Source organism: Niveibacterium sp., assembly GCF_041909475.1.
Taxonomy (GTDB): domain Bacteria; phylum Pseudomonadota; class Gammaproteobacteria; order Burkholderiales; family Rhodocyclaceae; genus Niveibacterium.
Genome location: NZ_JAYRDJ010000021.1, coordinates 12294 through 26507 on the forward strand (window position 1 = coordinate 12294; position 14214 = coordinate 26507).

Here is a 14214-nt window from a genome sequence, read left to right on the forward strand (position 1 = left end):
TCAGGGCTTCATGAAACCAAGGTCGTTGAGTGGAAAGTTCGCCAGCCCGGGCAAGGTCGCCGCTATCTGCGCGGCGCTGAGCCCGAACCATCGGGCCAGCGTCGCGGCGTATTGCTCCACCGACGACGCGGGAATCCAGCGGCCCTGCCGTTCCCAGCTCTCCACGCCGACATCGTCCGCACCGCCGAGCACCAGGTCGGGGTAGCGGCCGTAAGTCTTGCCGCCTGCCACGGCGCCGCCGATCACCAGATGGTGATTGCCCCAGGCGTGGTCGGTGCCACTGCTTGCATTCGGCAGGAAGGTGCGGCCGAAGTCCGACATCGTGAAGCTGGTGACGGCACTGGCCTGGCCGATCCGCACCGTGGCGTCGTGGAACGCCGCCAGCGCCGCGCCGAGCTCCGCGAGGAGCTTCGGATGTCGCGTCAGCTGATCGGCGTGGGTGTCGTATCCCCCTTGGGCGACCACGAACACCTGCCGCCCGCTGCCGTTCGTCGCACCGTAGCGGATCAGCTTGGCCACCTGATAGAGCTGCTTTGCGAGCGGCGTGTCGGTAGCGCCGGCGAGGTTGCCGAAGGCAAGGTCGATCGCGTCGGAGGAGCCGCTGGTGGGCGTGGTTTTAAGTACTGGTCCGAGTGTGGCGCTCGTATCTAGCGCGCTCTTCTGGATGCTGCCGTAGGCCTGCATCAGACGGTTGCTGTAATTGGCGCGCGCCATCGTTTCGAGTGCTGCACGTCGGCTCGCGTTCGGCCCGCCGAACCAGCCGCTGGGCGAGAAGTCGTCGCCGGGGCCTGGCAGCGCCAGCGCCGCGCCGGTGTCGCTGCTGCCGAAACGCCCCGCACTGCCGAGTGCAAGCACCGGCCCGACGCCCGCCTGTGCAGCGAGTCGCCCACCCCAACCGGTGCGGGCCAGCACGCTGCGCCCGGCGCATTCCCACAGCGTTTGCTGGTCGGAATGCGAGAACAGGTTGTCCGGCAGCATCTTCGTTTTCAGATCGGCCTTGGTCAGTGGCACTGCGAGCGGGCCGACATTGAACACGGGCGCCAACGCACCCGCGGCCCACAGCGGGCCCAGCGGCGCAAGCGACGGATGCAGCCCATAGTCGCTGCCGAGCGCGACAAGGGATGACTGCGCCACCGCCAGCTTCGCGCGCACCGCGGCGTACTGCGCGTAGCGCGTGGTGTCGCGCGGGATGATCGTATTCAGGCCGTCATTGCCGCCGTAGAGGAATACGCACACCAGCGCCTTGTATCCGGGCGCCGATTGCGCCTGCGCCTGAAGGCTGCCAAGCAGGCCGATGCTGGCAGCGGCGGAGAGTCCGCTGGCGTGGGCGGCGGAGCGAAGAAAGTCGCGGCGCTTCATCGTTGCACCTGATAGTCGGGCGAGGCGAGCAGCAGGTAGAAGGCGGTGCGTACCCGCTCGCGGCGGTAGCTGTCCTTGTAGCTCTTTGCATCCCAGGCGGCGATGGCGTCGATCACCGCTGCGCGGGTGCTGGCGCTGCTGCGGTTGCCTGTCAGCACGCGATCGATGCGGTCGAAGAGTGCGGCGGGGTCGTCGGCTGCAGATTCGAATGACGTGACGTTGGTCCGCGTACCGGTGGCGCCGGGGATCGAGCTGTCGGGCGAAATGCCGCCGCCGTTGTTCCAGTAGAACAGCCCGTCGCCCAGGTTGTAGCGCGTCATTGCCGTGGACGCATTGGCAACACCGAACTCTGGCGCCAGGTCGGGCTTGCCCGGCAAGGGATAGTCGGCAGGGAAGTAGTTGAAGACCGAAGGCGCGGTGTAGACCATCTGACCCAGCAAGGCGCCGATCCACCAGTAGAAGGGGGCGCCGTCTGTGGTGCCGTTGGCGGCACGCAACAGGTTGATCGTGAATTGCGTCGGCTCGCGCAGGCGTCCGTAGCCCGGGTCGTCGGCGCGGGCTACGTCGCGCGATTCCGGGTCGAGCAGGATCGCTGCCAGTGTCGCTTTCATGTCACCGCGCTTGCCGCTGCCGATGCCGTTGGAGCTGCCGCTGGCAATGGCGGTTGCAACACGCTCGACATAGGCCGGCGTCGGGTTGCTGGTGACGAGTCGCTGGATCAATTGTTTGCCGATGAAGGGCGCGAAGTTCGGGTGGTTGAACAAGGCGTCGAGTACGGCATCGGCGGCTTGCCGCGGCGTGCGCGTCGCCGGGATCGTTGCGCCGCCCGGCAGGCTACGCAGCGTCTGGTCGTGTTGGGCTGGGTCGGCAAGCATTTCGCCGCGCAGGAAGGTGGCGTTGGTCCAGTCCCACTTGCCCCACGGGCTGACACCGCCCGCCGGGTAGGTCCAGCCCGTCAGCGCGTAGGCGACTTCGCGCACGCCGGTGTTGTCGTAGGTCGCGCGACAGCTACCGCCGTCGAGCTCGCCGCCGGGTGTCAGCGCACAGGGCCCGATCGTGAACAGCTGCATCAGTTCGCGTGCGAAGTTCTCGTTCGGCGCGTCCTTCTCGTTGTTCACCATGTTCAGATAAGCGCCCATCACCGGGTGCAGCGCCATCTTGCCAAGCAGCTCGCGCAGGTTGCCGAAGGCGTTGTCGCGCAGCATCTGCTGGTAGTCGCGCAGGCCGTAGGTGCCCTCCACCTCGTGGCCGGAAACGACCCAGATCTGCGAGAGCGCCCAGGCGGTACGCTGCCGTAGCTGATCGCGCCCGCTCAGCGCCTGGTGGTAGAACTCGCGCGACAGCGGTTCGGCCGAGTAGTAGTCGCGCCAGCAGTTGCTGCCGAGCATGCGCTCGGTGCAGAAATCCTTGAGGCCCGCGGTGTGAATCTCGGCCGAATAGTTCGCAAACGTGGAGGCCGGTGCGTCGAACTGGGTCAGCAGCCATTGTTTGGGGCCAAGTTGGGTGGCCTCCGTGATGGCAGCCTCCGAGGCGCCCCAGCCGCCCTGGTCAAGCAGGCGGACAGCCTCCTGGGCCGTCATCGGCGTCTCGCCGGTCGCGGGAGGCGGCGTGGGGACCGGGGCTGTCGTACTGCTGCCGCCGCCTCCGCCGCCACAGGCGGCAAGCATCAGCGCAGCACTGGCCGCGATCAGCGCGGTAAGGCCGCGCAGGCGTTGTCTCTGCATGGGTCTGCTCGGGTTGGGTGATTTTTTTCACGAGCATACCCGAGCCATTCAAAACCATGCGGATGGCATCGGCTGACGTCACCCTTTCGCGCACGCGTCGGCCGCTTACGCTGCGATGCCAAGCCAGACCAGCAGCGCCCAAACGATGGCGGTCGTCCACCCGATCAGCGTCAGCGCGGCGAGCGGGTAGTTGCGGACTTCGGCCCCGGCGGGCGCGGGTGCGCGGCCGGTGAGCATGCTGCGCGGCAGGTTCTGGCGCTCCAGCAGGCTCATCACCATCACCCCGCCGAGGTGCACCACGATCAGCGCGAGCAGGCCTTCGGCGAGCGCTTCGTGCAGCTCGGCAAGCGCTTCGATTTCGTCATAACGGTAGTTGAGCACGCCGGTGGTTGCGGCGCCGAGGGCGAGCCCGAGCAGGCCGATGACGGCCCAGCCACCGATCACGGTATGGGTGGCGCGCGGTGCGGCGTGGCCGGCGAGGTGGTCGCGCAGCTCGGCAAGGGCGGCCGCGGGGCTGCGTACAAAGGTGCGGAAACGTGCCGAGCGGCTCCCGACAAAGCCCCATAGCAGGCGGAACAGCACGACTGCGCCGGCGACGCTGCCGGCTACGATATGCACCCGCCGCCAAGCTTCCTGCTCCGCGGTGATCCATGCGATTGCCACGCTGGCGGCCAGCGCCCAATGGCCGATGCGGACCGGCAGATCCCAGATACGAACGTTCATTACGGGACTCCTTGGATCAGTCTTCAAAGCGACGGCCGACGGCCGTCAGGGCGTGTTCGCTGAAGCGGCCCTTGTCTGCGCCTTCGTGGCAGGCCTGGCAGTTCGCCGCGCTTTTCACCTCGGGCGAGCGAAACGCGCTGCTCGGGATCTCGTGGTGCTTGCGTCCGTACCAGCGGGTGTCGGTGATGCGTCCGCTGGTCGCGTCGAAGCGTTCGCCGTCCGGCGCGGCGTTGCGCTCGAGAAAAGTGAGGATCGTCTTGGCATCGGCGGGTGCGAGGCTGGCGTCGCTGCCGAAGTGCTTCTGCAGGCCGTTCATGACGTTCTGCCAGCCTTGCTTGGCGAGAAGCTGTGGCGGATAGGCCACATGGCAGCTGCTGCATTCGCTCTTCCACACCGGCGGCGCGCCGCTCGGCAGCGTGACGGAGCCGGCGTGGACGGGCGCCGCGATGGCACCGGCGAGGAGTGCGCCGAACAGGAGTGTCGTCTTCATGTCAGCTCCCGGCGCGCAGGAAGGCGATCACGTCCGCTTTTTCGGCGGCGCTGCAATCGCGGCCGACGACTTCGCGGCAATTACGGCGGAACCACTTTTCGGTTTTCGCGGCGTCGGTGAAGCGCTGCGGATTTGCGCGCACCGCCATCGGTTCGATCTGCTTGCCGGTGATCGCGTGCTTGCCGGCGGCGGCGAGATCGTTGCCATGGCATTGCGTGCAGGCTGGGAAGTCCGCACTGACGCCGTGGCGTGCCGTGAACAAGGTACGACCGCGCTGCGCTGAAGCGGTGAAGCCCGCACCCGCCTGGGCCGCATAGGCGGCCTGAATGTCCTGCGGGGCTTCGGCCGACGCCGTGGTGGCGCCGAACAGCGTCGCGGCGATCAGCGCGACAATGGCGGCTGGTTTCATGATTGGTCTCCTCGGTTGGGTGGCGCCATTGCAGTGCCTCAGCCTTAAGGGCGGCTTAAGCCGCGCCGGCGACAGTGGAGCCTGAAACGAACGGGAGGCACGATGCGGGTGCTGCTGGTGGAAGACGACAAACCGCTGGGGCAGGCGGTGAGCGACGGTCTGGCTGATCTGGACGTGCGCTGCGAGTGGGTCTGCGATGGCACGGCGGCCGACGCCGCGCTGGCGACCGATGCCGAAAGCCTCGATGCCGTCGTGCTCGACCTCGGGCTGCCGGGGCGGGGTGGCCTCGCGGTGCTGAGTGCTGCGCGGGCACGCGGGTTGCGCATTCCGGTGCTGATCCTGACCGCGCGCGACAGCGCAGAAGACATCGTGGCCGGGCTCGACGCCGGTGCCGATGACTACCTCGTCAAACCCGCCGATCTGCGCGAGATCGCAGCCCGCCTGCGTGCGCTGGTTAGGCGTGCGGCCGGCCACGCCCAAGCGCGCCTGAGTTGCCGCGAGGTGGCGCTGGAGCCGGCCTCCCGTCGCGCCTGGAAGGGCGATGCGGAGGTCGAACTATCGGGGCGCGAGTTCGACATTGCCGAACTGTTGCTGCGCCACGCCGGGCAAGTCGTCACGCGTGAGCGCATCGAACAGGTCATGTACGGCTGGGATGGCGGTGCCGAGAGCAATGCGCTCGAAGTGCACATCCACCATCTGCGCCGCAAGCTGGGTGCCGACTTCATCCGCACCTTGCGTGGCATCGGCTACATGGTGGAACGCACATGAGACCGCGTCTGTCGCTGACCGCGCGCGTCGTGCTGATCGTGACGCTGGCGCTCGCCGCCGGCGGCGCGGGCATCGGCTGGCTGGTGTTCCGCGCAGCGACCGGCCAGGCCGCTGAACTCTTCGACGGGCAACTGGTGCAGACGGCGGAGATGCTGGTGGCCGTGGCGCATCAGGGCGACATGGCGCCACCCAAGCCGGCCGAGCGTCAGCACGCCCATGACGCTGACGACGACGCCGCGCAGCGCGGTGCGAGCGGCCCGCGGGAGATCCGCTTCGGGCGCCGCTTCCGCCAGGTGCTGGTGTATCAGGTGTGGAGTGCCGGCCCTGACGCGCGCCAGCTCGCGCGCAGCCCGCATGCGCCGGAAGAATGGCTGCCGGCCGCCGCCGAGGGCTTTACCGATGCGCGGTGGGCGGGTGGGGCGTGGCGTTTCTTCCGCTTTGAGCGGGCCGGTTGCATCGTGATCGTCGGGCAGAACGCCGAGGTGCGACAGCGCCTGGTGCACGAGATCGGCGAACACGGTTTCACGCCGCTGGCGATCGGCTTTCTCGGCGTGATCCTGCTCGCCTGGGGCGCGATTGCGTTGGGTCTGCAGCCGTTGTCACGGCTTGCCGGCGAATTGCGCGAACGCGCGCCGGATCAACTCGATCCGCTCACTGATCGTGCGCGACCGCGCGAACTCGCGGCGCTGGTGGCTGCGCTGAACGGGCTCTTCGCACGGGTTGCGCGCGCCTTTGAGAACGAGCGCCGCTTCACCGCGGACGCCGCGCACGAACTGCGCACCCCGCTTGCGGCGGTCGCGGCGCAGATCCAGTCGGTCGAAACCGCGCCGGACGAGGCCACGCGGGCATCGCGCCTGCAGCTGGCGCTTGCCGGTGTGCAGCGCATGGCCCGCCTGGTCGAGCAGTTGCTGGCCGCCGCGCGGCTTGATGCACTCGATTCGGTGCGACGCGAATCGGTGGATCTTGCGCAGCTTGCGCGTGATCTGGCTGCCGAACGTGCTGCCGCGGCGCTGACGCGCGATGTGGAGCTGGCACTGGAAGCACCCGACAAGCTGCCCGCCCAGGTTCAGCCGGAGCTGATGCGGGCGCTGCTGCGTAACCTGATCGACAACGCGGTGCGCCACGCGCCGGCGGGCTCCGATGTCACGCTGCGGCTGCAGCGCGAAGGCGATGCCGTACGGCTATCGGTGTCGGACGCCGGCAGCGGCGCCGATGACGCGCTGATGGCGCAGCTGGGTGAACGCTTCGTTCGAGGTGAGGCGATGGCCGGCACCACCGGCGCCGGGCTTGGCTTGTCGATCGTGCGGCGGATCGCGGCGCTGCACGGTGGCGCCGTCGATTTTTCCCGTGCGGAAGAGGGCGGGCTGAAGGTGACGGTGCGGATCGAAGCCTGAGCGCTGTCGCGCGCTCAGGCTGCTCAGGCGGGCACGGGTCGCCCGCGCGCGATCGCGAGCGCCAGCGCCTCGTCGGTGATCACGTCGAAGCACTCGCGGAAGCTCTCCGGGATCTCGGCGGGGCGGCCGCTGCGGCCGTCAACGTACACCCACAGCGTTTCGGCGCGTGCCAGTATCTGGTCGTCCGTGTCGCGCCGCAGCACGTAACGGCGCGGCGAGGTCTGGCCGGAGAACCCGGCGATCCAGGTGATCAGCGTCAGCGCATCGCCGGCGTAGGCGGGGCGCAGGTAATCGATGTGGTGGCTGCGAACGACCCAGCTGCTCTGCGTTTCGATGTAGCGCTCGAGATCCCAGCCGCAGAAGGCGGAATGCGCCGTAGCAACCTCCTGCATCCAGCGCAGGTACTCGATGTTGTTCACATGGCCGTTGAGGTCGATCGCGCTCTTGGGCACGGTGAAACGGTGAGAGAAAACGCTGCGCATCGGGGACTCCTGCTGACAAAAATTGGTGCACTGCAAAATCTAGCAGTGATTCCGTTGGTTTGCCAGACGAAGTTTTGCAGTGCATCAATCCGGCCAGACGCCTTGCTCGCGAAGTTGCTTCGTGGCGGCCTCGGCCCAACCGCGGTTGGCCGCCGGGCTGGCGGGGCTCGGATGCAGCACTCTGCCGAATCGCACGGGCAACCCGGCCAGTGCAGTGCGCGCGCGGCTTTCCGCCCAGGCGCCGACGCCGATCAGCCATTCCGGTTCGAGCACTTCCGCCATCGTGCGCAGATGGGCATCGCAGGCTGCGAGCAACGGCGCCTGTTCGGCCGCCGGCAGCTTGTCCGGTGTGGCATTGCGGGCCTCTTCGAAGAAGGCCAGCGGGCAGTAGTTGGCGACGAAGTGTTCGGCAAAGAAGGCGTCCGCCGTGCCGAAGCGCTGTGCGAACAAGCCCCACAGCCGGCGGCCGCTCACCTCGGAGCGTGCGCAGGCGAAGCCTTCGATCGGCCGCTTCGGTGTTTCACGCTCGGGTTTCACGACGCCGCCGTGAATGCCCATCCAGTCGCGCACCGCCGCAATCTCGCCGAAGGGCACACCGGTTTGCACCATGCCGAAAGGCCCCGGATTCATGCCGAGGAAGATCACGCGCTTGCGCCCGGAGGCAAAGCGGCGCAGGTACTCGGCGTGGGCTTCGCGCGCATAGCGCAACGGGTTATAAACATGGCTGATCGGCGCTGCGAAGTGCATGGCATCGCAAGCGTCGGCAAGAGAGTCGGCAGCGCTGATGAGTCGGGTGGCAAACGGGGTCATGGTGCAGGGTGTGGCGAAGGCGAAGGCGCGAGTGTAAAGCCTGCCGTGCGGGCCGGGTTTGCACTGCGGCGGTTCGTGAACCAGAGTGAACGGCCAGGTCTTGCTGCAGGGCGCGCCGATCTGCGTGCGATGGGGGCCGCGTGCCGGAAAGCACATTGATCGCCTCCGCTGCATTGTGGAAATTCCGCACTCAAGATGCAGCTGCCTGTGCCGCTGACTACTGGATTGATCCGAAGAAGCCTCGGAAGGGAGCGCACCAGTCATGAAAGCCCTGTTCGGTCCGGCAATCACGCTGATGAACCGCCTCAGCTACCCGAAAAAGTATCTTGTGATGGGCAGCATGACGTCGCTCGCGATCGTCATCCTGATGTTCCACCTGTTCACGTCCTTGAGCGCGTCGATCCGGGACTCCCGTAGCGAGTTGATCGGCCTCGAGCGCTTGCAGGAAACGCAGAAGCTGATCCGCGCATTGCAGATCCATCGTGGCGCATCCACCGCGGTGCTGTCCGGCAACAAGGCGCTGGAAGAGACGCGCGCCGGGCGCGAGAAGGAAATCGGCGAACTCATCGGCAGCCTCGACAAGGCGCTGGCTGAACAGCCGATCGGCAAGGGGCCGGCCTGGCAGTCGATCAAGGACAAGTGGACTCAGCTTCGTACCGGCTGGGCGCAGCTGGCGCCGCCGGACAATCTCGTCGCGCACACTCAATTGCTGGCCGATGCGATCGTGTTCCAGGTGGCGGTGGCGGATGACTACGGTTTGATGCTCGATCCGGAGCCCGATTCGTTCTATCTGATCGACGCGGTCGTCAACAAGTTGCCGGGCATCCTCGAAAGCCTGGGGCAGAGCCGCGCCCGCGGCACCGCGATCCTGACCAAGAAGGAAATCTCGGAGCAGCAGAAGATCGAGATGGCGGCGCTGCTCGCGCAGATCGATTCGCAGATGCGGCTCGCCCGGATCGGGCTGGACAAGGCGATGCGCGGCGACGCGCGCGACAAGCTGGCCGGGGCGGGCGACGAGCTCGGTGCCGCGGTGAAGGAAGTGAGCGACGTCATCCGGCAGGACATCATCAGCGCGAGCTTCGCGACCGACCCCAAAGCCTATTTCGACCTCACCACGCGGACCATCGACAAGGGCTACGACAAGATCTTCACGGTGATGCTGCCGACCATCAGCAGCCTGATCGATGCCCGCATTGCACGCATGAACCGAACCATCGTGTTTGATTTTGCGAGCGTCGCGGTGCTGCTGGCCCTGGCGATGTGGCTTTGGCTGGGCGCCTATTTTGCGATCGTCGAGCAGATCGGCCTGTTCTCGACCGAGGCGCGCCGCATGGCCGCTGGTGACCTGACCGCCCGGGTGCCGGAGACCACGCGCGACGAGATGAGCCAGCTGGTGCGTAGTTTCAACGACATGGCAGACGCTTTTGCGGCCCTGATCCGAAAGACCCGTGAGGGCGCCGATCGGGTGACGCAGGCATCTCAGGAGATGGCGCGTTCGGCCTCCGAGATCTCCGTTGCGTCGCAGCAGGAAGCGGATGCAGCCTCCAGCATGGCGGCTTCGGTCGAGCAGATGACGGTGGGCATCACGCACATCAGCAGCAGCGCGGACGACGCCGGCAACGTCGCGACCGAGGCTGGCCGTCTGTCGAACGAAGGCGCGGCGGTGGTCACGCGCGTGGTCAGTGAGGTGCGTGGTGTGGCCGATGCCGTGGCCCACGCGGCCGAAGTGGTCGAGGAGTTGGGTCGCCACTCTGACGAGATCAGCAAGATCGTCGGCGTGATCAAGGAAGTGGCGGACCAGACCAACCTGCTGGCGCTCAACGCGGCGATCGAGGCTGCGCGCGCGGGCGAGCAGGGGCGCGGCTTCGCGGTGGTGGCCGACGAAGTGCGCAAGCTGGCGGAACGCACCGCCAAATCAACGCAGGAAATCACCACGATGATCGACGCGATCCAGCGCGGCACCCGCAGCGCGGTGGAATCGATGAAGACCGGCGTCGAGCGCGTGGAGCAGGGCGTCGGCCTGACGGAAGAAGCGGGCGTGTCGATGCAGGCGATACATCGCGGCGCAGGGCAGGTGACGCAGGCGGTGACCGACATCTCGATGGCACTGCGCGAGCAGAGCAGCGCTGCCACCGAGTTGGCGCAGCGGGTCGAGCAGATCGCGCAGATGGCGGAAGAGACGAGTGCGTCGGTGGCGGATAACGCCGGCACGGCGCGGCATCTTGAAGTGCTTGCCGAGGAACTTCAGGCGGAGATCCGCCACTTCAAGCTCTGAGCGCTGCAGGGCGGGGCTCGCACCCCGCCGCGGGCGCTCAGTCGAGCAGGTCGGTGTAGTCCTTGCGGGTGTAGGCCGACAGTTGAGTCCATGGCTGCGTTGCTGCAGCCTGCGGCTCAAGCTTCACCAGGGTGCGCGATGCGCGGCTGCCATCGTCGCGGCCGGACTCCACCCGCAGCGCGAGCTTCAGCGAATCGGACCACAGCACCCGCATGTATTCGCCGTTGGCGCGTTGTTCAAACCAGCGCGCACCGGCCACGGAGCTCTCGCGCTTGCTCGGTGCAAGTCGCGTGATCAACGCCGGATCGATCAGCGACCACGCGCTTTCCCATTTCCCATCGAAGCCGACTGCGTCGTAGTCGCGCGGGCTCATGTCGACGCGCGTCTTCAGGTCGGTGCGCACGAAGCTCAGGCTCACCTTGCCCTGCTTGTCGCGGCCGACCAGTTTGGCGGCGCCTGCAAGGTCAGACGGGTGCAGATGGGCCTCGCCGGCATGCGCGTGCTCAGCCGCTTCGCCACTCGGCGTGCCGGCGGGCTTGATGCGCTCGGTCCATACATGGCTGTCGCTGCGCACCAGGCGTTCGGCAAACCGTGTCGTCTTCTCGACGCCGTCGGCGGTGATCCAGCGCGATTCCACCTGAACCGTGGCGACAAGGGGCGCCGCGGGTGCGGCGGTGGCGATCAGCGGCAGCGCGCTGAACAGCGCGCACAGGATTGATTTGTTCATCAGCTTCCACTCGAAACGAAAGTGCCGACGGTGCCAAAGCACCGCCGGCGGATTACATCAGGCCCTTGCGCATGCCGCGCCTGCCGGGGGTTTGAGCAACAGGGAGAGGAGGACTGTTGCCGTAACGGTGGCAGGCGCGGCCGGCGGGCCGGGCCGGGCCGCACTACACGATCAGAGCCCGAGCGCTCCGCGCACCAGGCCAAAGACCTTGGTGTTGTCCATCGTGCCCTTGAAGCTCGCATTGCCGGCGCCGGTGGACATCAGCATCACGTCGCCGCCGCCGTGGGTTTCAGACCCCATGCGCACTGCGGTTTCCTGCAGATAGTCGTCGTGCAGGGCCTGCGTCGCGTCGGCAGAACCCGACACGATGCTGCTGCGCACATCCTTGCGCGTCGGGCCGTTACCGAACACCAGCGTGGTGTAGGTGTTGCCGTCGGCATCCAGGTTCGGCGTGTTGTCCTTGTACGAACGCGAGATGTCGAGGATCGGGTTGCCGCGCTTCGAGTAACCGTTGATCGTCATCGTGTGGTCGTGGTCGGCGGTCACGACGATCAGCGTGTTCTTCAGGCCCGGATCCTTCACCTGCATCGCGTCGAGTGCTGCCTTGATCGCGTCGTCGAAAGCGATCGCATCTTCCAGCGCGCGCTTGGCGTTGGTGCCGTGCAGCGCGTGGTCGATACGCCCACCTTCCACCATCAGGAAGAAGCCCTTCTGGTTCTTGGCGAGCACATCGAGCGCCTTGGTCGTCATCGTGGCCAGGCTGGGCTGGTCGAGGTTCTTCTTCACGCGGTCCAGTTCGTAGTCGACATGGTCCATGTGGAAGAGGCCGACGAGCTTGCTGGTCTTGCTGGCGTCGATCGCGGCGAGCGCGGTGCCGGTGTCGGCGTAGGCATAGCCGGCCGTCTTGAACTCGGTGACGAGGTCACGACCATCGGTGCGCTTGCCGCCGCTGGCCTTCGGCAGGAAGTGGCGGCGGCCGCCACCCATCAGCACATCGAGGCCATCCTTCAGCGCCCCGTTGTAGCCGGCACCACCGGGTACTGCCTGCGAAGCGATGTCGTTCTCAGCGTCGCGGTGGCAGATGTGCGCGAAGGTCGCGGCCGGCGTGGCGTGCGTGACGCGCGTCGTCGTCACGGCGCCGACGGCCTTGCCGGCAGCCTTGGACAGCTCCAGCAGCGTGGTCACCGGGGTGCCGTTGCCGCTGGCCGGACAGGTGCTGCTGCCGTCTGCAGCAGGCGCCTTGGCAACGGTGTCGCTGCTCATCGACAGCACTTCGTTGTTCATCTTCACGCCGGTCATGTAGGCCGACATCGACGGCGCCGAGTCAGTCGTCTGCGCGTCGTTGGAGAAGGTCTTGATGCGCGCGGTGCGGCGCAGGCTTTCCATGTTCAGCGCGCCGGTCTCGCCGTACTTGTAGATGCGTGCGGCGGTGACGGTGGTCGGGCCCATGCCGTCGCCGAGGAAGAAGATCACGTTCTTCGCCTCGCCGGCCGCATGCACGGTGCCGGCTGCGCACAGCAGCGCGGCGATCAGGGTTTTCTTGATCATGTTGAATCCTTGCGGTGATGCTGGGGCGGTCACAGGCCGGCCGCCGCTTTGACGAGGCCGAACACGGCGGTGTTTTCGACGAAGCCGCCGAAGGTGTCGGCGCTCTTGCCGGTCGCGCCGATGAACACATCGGTGCCGCCGTGGGTTTCCGAACCTGCACCCACGCGCACCGCAGCTTCCTGGTGGTAGGTGCTGGCGAAGACCACGTCGTCGGTCAGATCGGCGAAGGTGCTGCGATTGCCGGCTGGGCGGTTTTCACCGTTGCCGAAGCCGATGATCGTGAAGGGCTTGCCGTCGGCATCCTTGGCCACGCTGCCGTCGGTGTAGTTGCGCAGCAGACCGAGCACGCCCGGGTTGCCGGCGCTGGACTTGCCGGTGCGCTTGGCGTAGCCGTTGAGCACCAGGGTGTGGTCGTGGTCAGCGGTGACGACCACCAGCGTGTTCTTCAGCGTCGGGTCGGTCTTCTTCATTTCGTCCAGCGCGGCCTTGATCGCGTTATCGAAGGCGATCGTGTCCTGCAGGGCCTTCTTCGCGGTGGTTTCGTGCAGTGCGTGGTCGATGCGGCCGCCTTCCACCATCAGGAAGAAGCCCTTCTCGTTGCGCTGCAGGCGCTGGATCGCCTTGACCGTCATCTCGGCGAGGCTCGGTTCCTTGGCCGGATCGCGGTCGAGGTCGTAGCTCATGTGGCTGGAGGTGAACAGGCCGACGAACTTGCCCGCCTTGGCCGGGTCGATCGCGTCGAAGCCGGCACGGTCGGTCGCCACGGTGTAGCCGGCGGCCTTCAGCTCGGCCGTCAGGTCGCGCTTGTCGGCGCGCTTGCCGCCAGCGTCGGTGGTCACGAAGAACTGCTTGCCGCCGCCCAGCACCACGTCGATGCCGTCAGCCAGCTTGTCGTTGTAGCCCTTGCCGGCGGGCACCATCGCCGCGGCGATGTCAGCTTCGGCATCGCGGTGGCAGACATGCGCATAGGTTGCAGCCGGCGTGGCGTGCGTGACGCGTGTGGTGGTCACGACACCGGTGCCACGGCCAGCGGCCTTGGCGAGCTCCAGCAGCGTGGTGACCGGCGTGCCGTTGGCGGTGCCGCAGTTGCTGGTGAAGTCGGCGTTCGGGTTCTTTGCGACGGTGTCGGTCGACATCGAGATGACTTCGTTGTTCATCTTCACGCCGGTCATGTAGGCCGCCATCGACGGCGCGGAGTCGGTGACCTGCGCATCGTTCGAGAAGGTCTTCACGAAGCCGGTTTCGGGCAGCGTGTCCATCGTCAGCTCGCCGTCCTCGCCCACCGAGTAGATGCGGGCGGCGGTGGTCGTGGCGATACCCATGCCGTCGCCGAGGAAGAAGATGACGTTGGTCGGGGTCGGTTTCGCAACCACCGGCGGTTCCGGCGGCGTGCTGTCCTTGCCGCCGCAGGCCGCCAGGGTGGCGGCGGCAAGCAGCGACAGCGTGAGGGTGTGGAAGCGCATTGCGCAAAGCTCCAGAGATGAAACGGAGCACGGAAGGTAGGC

At 67.0% G+C, this 14214-nt stretch carries 13 protein-coding genes; 3 read left to right on the plus strand and 10 right to left on the minus strand.

All coding sequences use genetic code 11. The features are described from left to right. The 5 genes from ACE3P0_RS14140 to ACE3P0_RS14160 form a co-directional block, all read right to left on the minus strand. Positions 1-1359, minus strand: a complete 1359-nt coding sequence (locus tag ACE3P0_RS14140) for a DUF1501 domain-containing protein (protein WP_374403328.1) — start codon at positions 1357-1359, stop codon at positions 1-3. Then, on the minus strand, positions 1356-3083 hold the full coding sequence (locus tag ACE3P0_RS14145; protein WP_374403329.1) for a DUF1800 family protein: 1728 nt from the start codon (positions 3081-3083) through the stop codon (positions 1356-1358). The genes ACE3P0_RS14140 and ACE3P0_RS14145 overlap by 4 nt, the downstream gene beginning before the upstream one ends. A 105-nt stretch (positions 3084-3188) precedes the next feature. Continuing rightward, positions 3189-3806 carry a cytochrome b/b6 domain-containing protein gene (locus ACE3P0_RS14150; protein ID WP_374403330.1) on the minus strand — a complete coding sequence of 206 codons (618 nt, stop codon included), beginning with the start codon at positions 3804-3806 and terminating at the stop codon, positions 3189-3191. A 16-nt stretch (positions 3807-3822) separates the two neighbouring features. Further along, complete coding sequence (locus ACE3P0_RS14155) at positions 3823-4296, minus strand: diheme cytochrome c (protein WP_374403331.1); 474 nt, start codon at positions 4294-4296, stop codon at positions 3823-3825. Position 4297: 1 nt separating this feature from the next. Beyond that, on the minus strand, positions 4298-4705 hold the full coding sequence (locus ACE3P0_RS14160) for a DUF1924 domain-containing protein (RefSeq protein WP_374403333.1): 408 nt from the start codon (positions 4703-4705) through the stop codon (positions 4298-4300). A 102-nt stretch (positions 4706-4807) separates the two neighbouring features. Between ACE3P0_RS14160 and ACE3P0_RS14165 the strand changes: the two genes are divergently transcribed. Then, positions 4808-5473 (plus strand): winged helix-turn-helix domain-containing protein, encoded by a 666-nt coding sequence (locus ACE3P0_RS14165; RefSeq protein ID WP_374403334.1) that lies wholly within the window; start codon positions 4808-4810, stop codon positions 5471-5473. Next, positions 5470-6867: an ATP-binding protein gene (locus ACE3P0_RS14170; RefSeq protein WP_374403335.1), complete on the plus strand. Its 1398-nt coding sequence runs from the start codon at positions 5470-5472 to the stop codon at positions 6865-6867. Before ACE3P0_RS14165 ends, ACE3P0_RS14170 begins: the two co-directional genes overlap by 4 nt. A gap of 23 nt (positions 6868-6890) precedes the next feature. Here ACE3P0_RS14170 and ACE3P0_RS14175 read toward each other — a convergent pair whose 3' ends face one another. Together ACE3P0_RS14175 and ACE3P0_RS14180 are read right to left on the minus strand one after the other, a co-directional pair. After that, a complete protein-coding gene (locus ACE3P0_RS14175) occupies positions 6891-7349 on the minus strand; it encodes an acyl-CoA thioesterase (RefSeq protein WP_374403336.1) in 459 nt (152 codons plus the stop codon). An 84-nt stretch (positions 7350-7433) separates the two neighbouring features. Further along, a complete protein-coding gene (locus tag ACE3P0_RS14180) occupies positions 7434-8159 on the minus strand; it encodes a uracil-DNA glycosylase family protein (protein WP_374403399.1) in 726 nt (241 codons plus the stop codon). A gap of 262 nt (positions 8160-8421) precedes the next feature. On the opposite strand from ACE3P0_RS14180, the gene ACE3P0_RS14185 reads away from it, so the two are divergent. Continuing rightward, positions 8422-10434 carry a methyl-accepting chemotaxis protein gene (locus tag ACE3P0_RS14185; RefSeq protein ID WP_374403337.1) on the plus strand — a complete coding sequence of 671 codons (2013 nt, stop codon included), beginning with the start codon at positions 8422-8424 and terminating at the stop codon, positions 10432-10434. A gap of 37 nt (positions 10435-10471) precedes the next feature. On the opposite strand, the gene ACE3P0_RS14190 is transcribed toward ACE3P0_RS14185, so the two are convergent. From ACE3P0_RS14190 to ACE3P0_RS14200, 3 genes are all read right to left on the minus strand, one after another. Then, complete coding sequence (locus ACE3P0_RS14190; RefSeq protein WP_374403338.1) at positions 10472-11161, minus strand: hypothetical protein; 690 nt, start codon at positions 11159-11161, stop codon at positions 10472-10474. A gap of 171 nt (positions 11162-11332) precedes the next feature. Next, on the minus strand, positions 11333-12709 hold the full coding sequence (locus tag ACE3P0_RS14195) for an alkaline phosphatase (RefSeq protein WP_374403339.1): 1377 nt from the start codon (positions 12707-12709) through the stop codon (positions 11333-11335). 29 nt (positions 12710-12738) lie between these two features. Beyond that, positions 12739-14172 (minus strand): alkaline phosphatase, encoded by a 1434-nt coding sequence (locus ACE3P0_RS14200; RefSeq protein WP_374403340.1) that lies wholly within the window; start codon positions 14170-14172, stop codon positions 12739-12741. Between the last annotated feature and the right edge of the window lie 42 nt (positions 14173-14214).

Coding starts and splice junctions, on each gene's coding strand:
- ACE3P0_RS14140 (WP_374403328.1), bottom strand. CDS start 1,359: ATGAAGCGCCGCGACTTTCTTCGCTCCGCCGCCCACGCCAGCGGACTC.
- ACE3P0_RS14145 (WP_374403329.1), bottom strand. CDS start 3,083: ATGCAGAGACAACGCCTGCGCGGCCTTACCGCGCTGATCGCGGCCAGT.
- ACE3P0_RS14150 (WP_374403330.1), bottom strand. CDS start 3,806: ATGAACGTTCGTATCTGGGATCTGCCGGTCCGCATCGGCCATTGGGCG.
- ACE3P0_RS14155 (WP_374403331.1), bottom strand. CDS start 4,296: ATGAAGACGACACTCCTGTTCGGCGCACTCCTCGCCGGTGCCATCGCG.
- ACE3P0_RS14160 (WP_374403333.1), bottom strand. CDS start 4,705: ATGAAACCAGCCGCCATTGTCGCGCTGATCGCCGCGACGCTGTTCGGC.
- ACE3P0_RS14165 (WP_374403334.1), top strand. CDS start 4,808: ATGCGGGTGCTGCTGGTGGAAGACGACAAACCGCTGGGGCAGGCGGTG.
- ACE3P0_RS14170 (WP_374403335.1), top strand. CDS start 5,470: ATGAGACCGCGTCTGTCGCTGACCGCGCGCGTCGTGCTGATCGTGACG.
- ACE3P0_RS14175 (WP_374403336.1), bottom strand. CDS start 7,349: ATGCGCAGCGTTTTCTCTCACCGTTTCACCGTGCCCAAGAGCGCGATC.
- ACE3P0_RS14180 (WP_374403399.1), bottom strand. CDS start 8,159: ATGACCCCGTTTGCCACCCGACTCATCAGCGCTGCCGACTCTCTTGCC.
- ACE3P0_RS14185 (WP_374403337.1), top strand. CDS start 8,422: ATGAAAGCCCTGTTCGGTCCGGCAATCACGCTGATGAACCGCCTCAGC.
- ACE3P0_RS14190 (WP_374403338.1), bottom strand. CDS start 11,161: ATGAACAAATCAATCCTGTGCGCGCTGTTCAGCGCGCTGCCGCTGATC.
- ACE3P0_RS14195 (WP_374403339.1), bottom strand. CDS start 12,709: ATGATCAAGAAAACCCTGATCGCCGCGCTGCTGTGCGCAGCCGGCACC.
- ACE3P0_RS14200 (WP_374403340.1), bottom strand. CDS start 14,172: ATGCGCTTCCACACCCTCACGCTGTCGCTGCTTGCCGCCGCCACCCTG.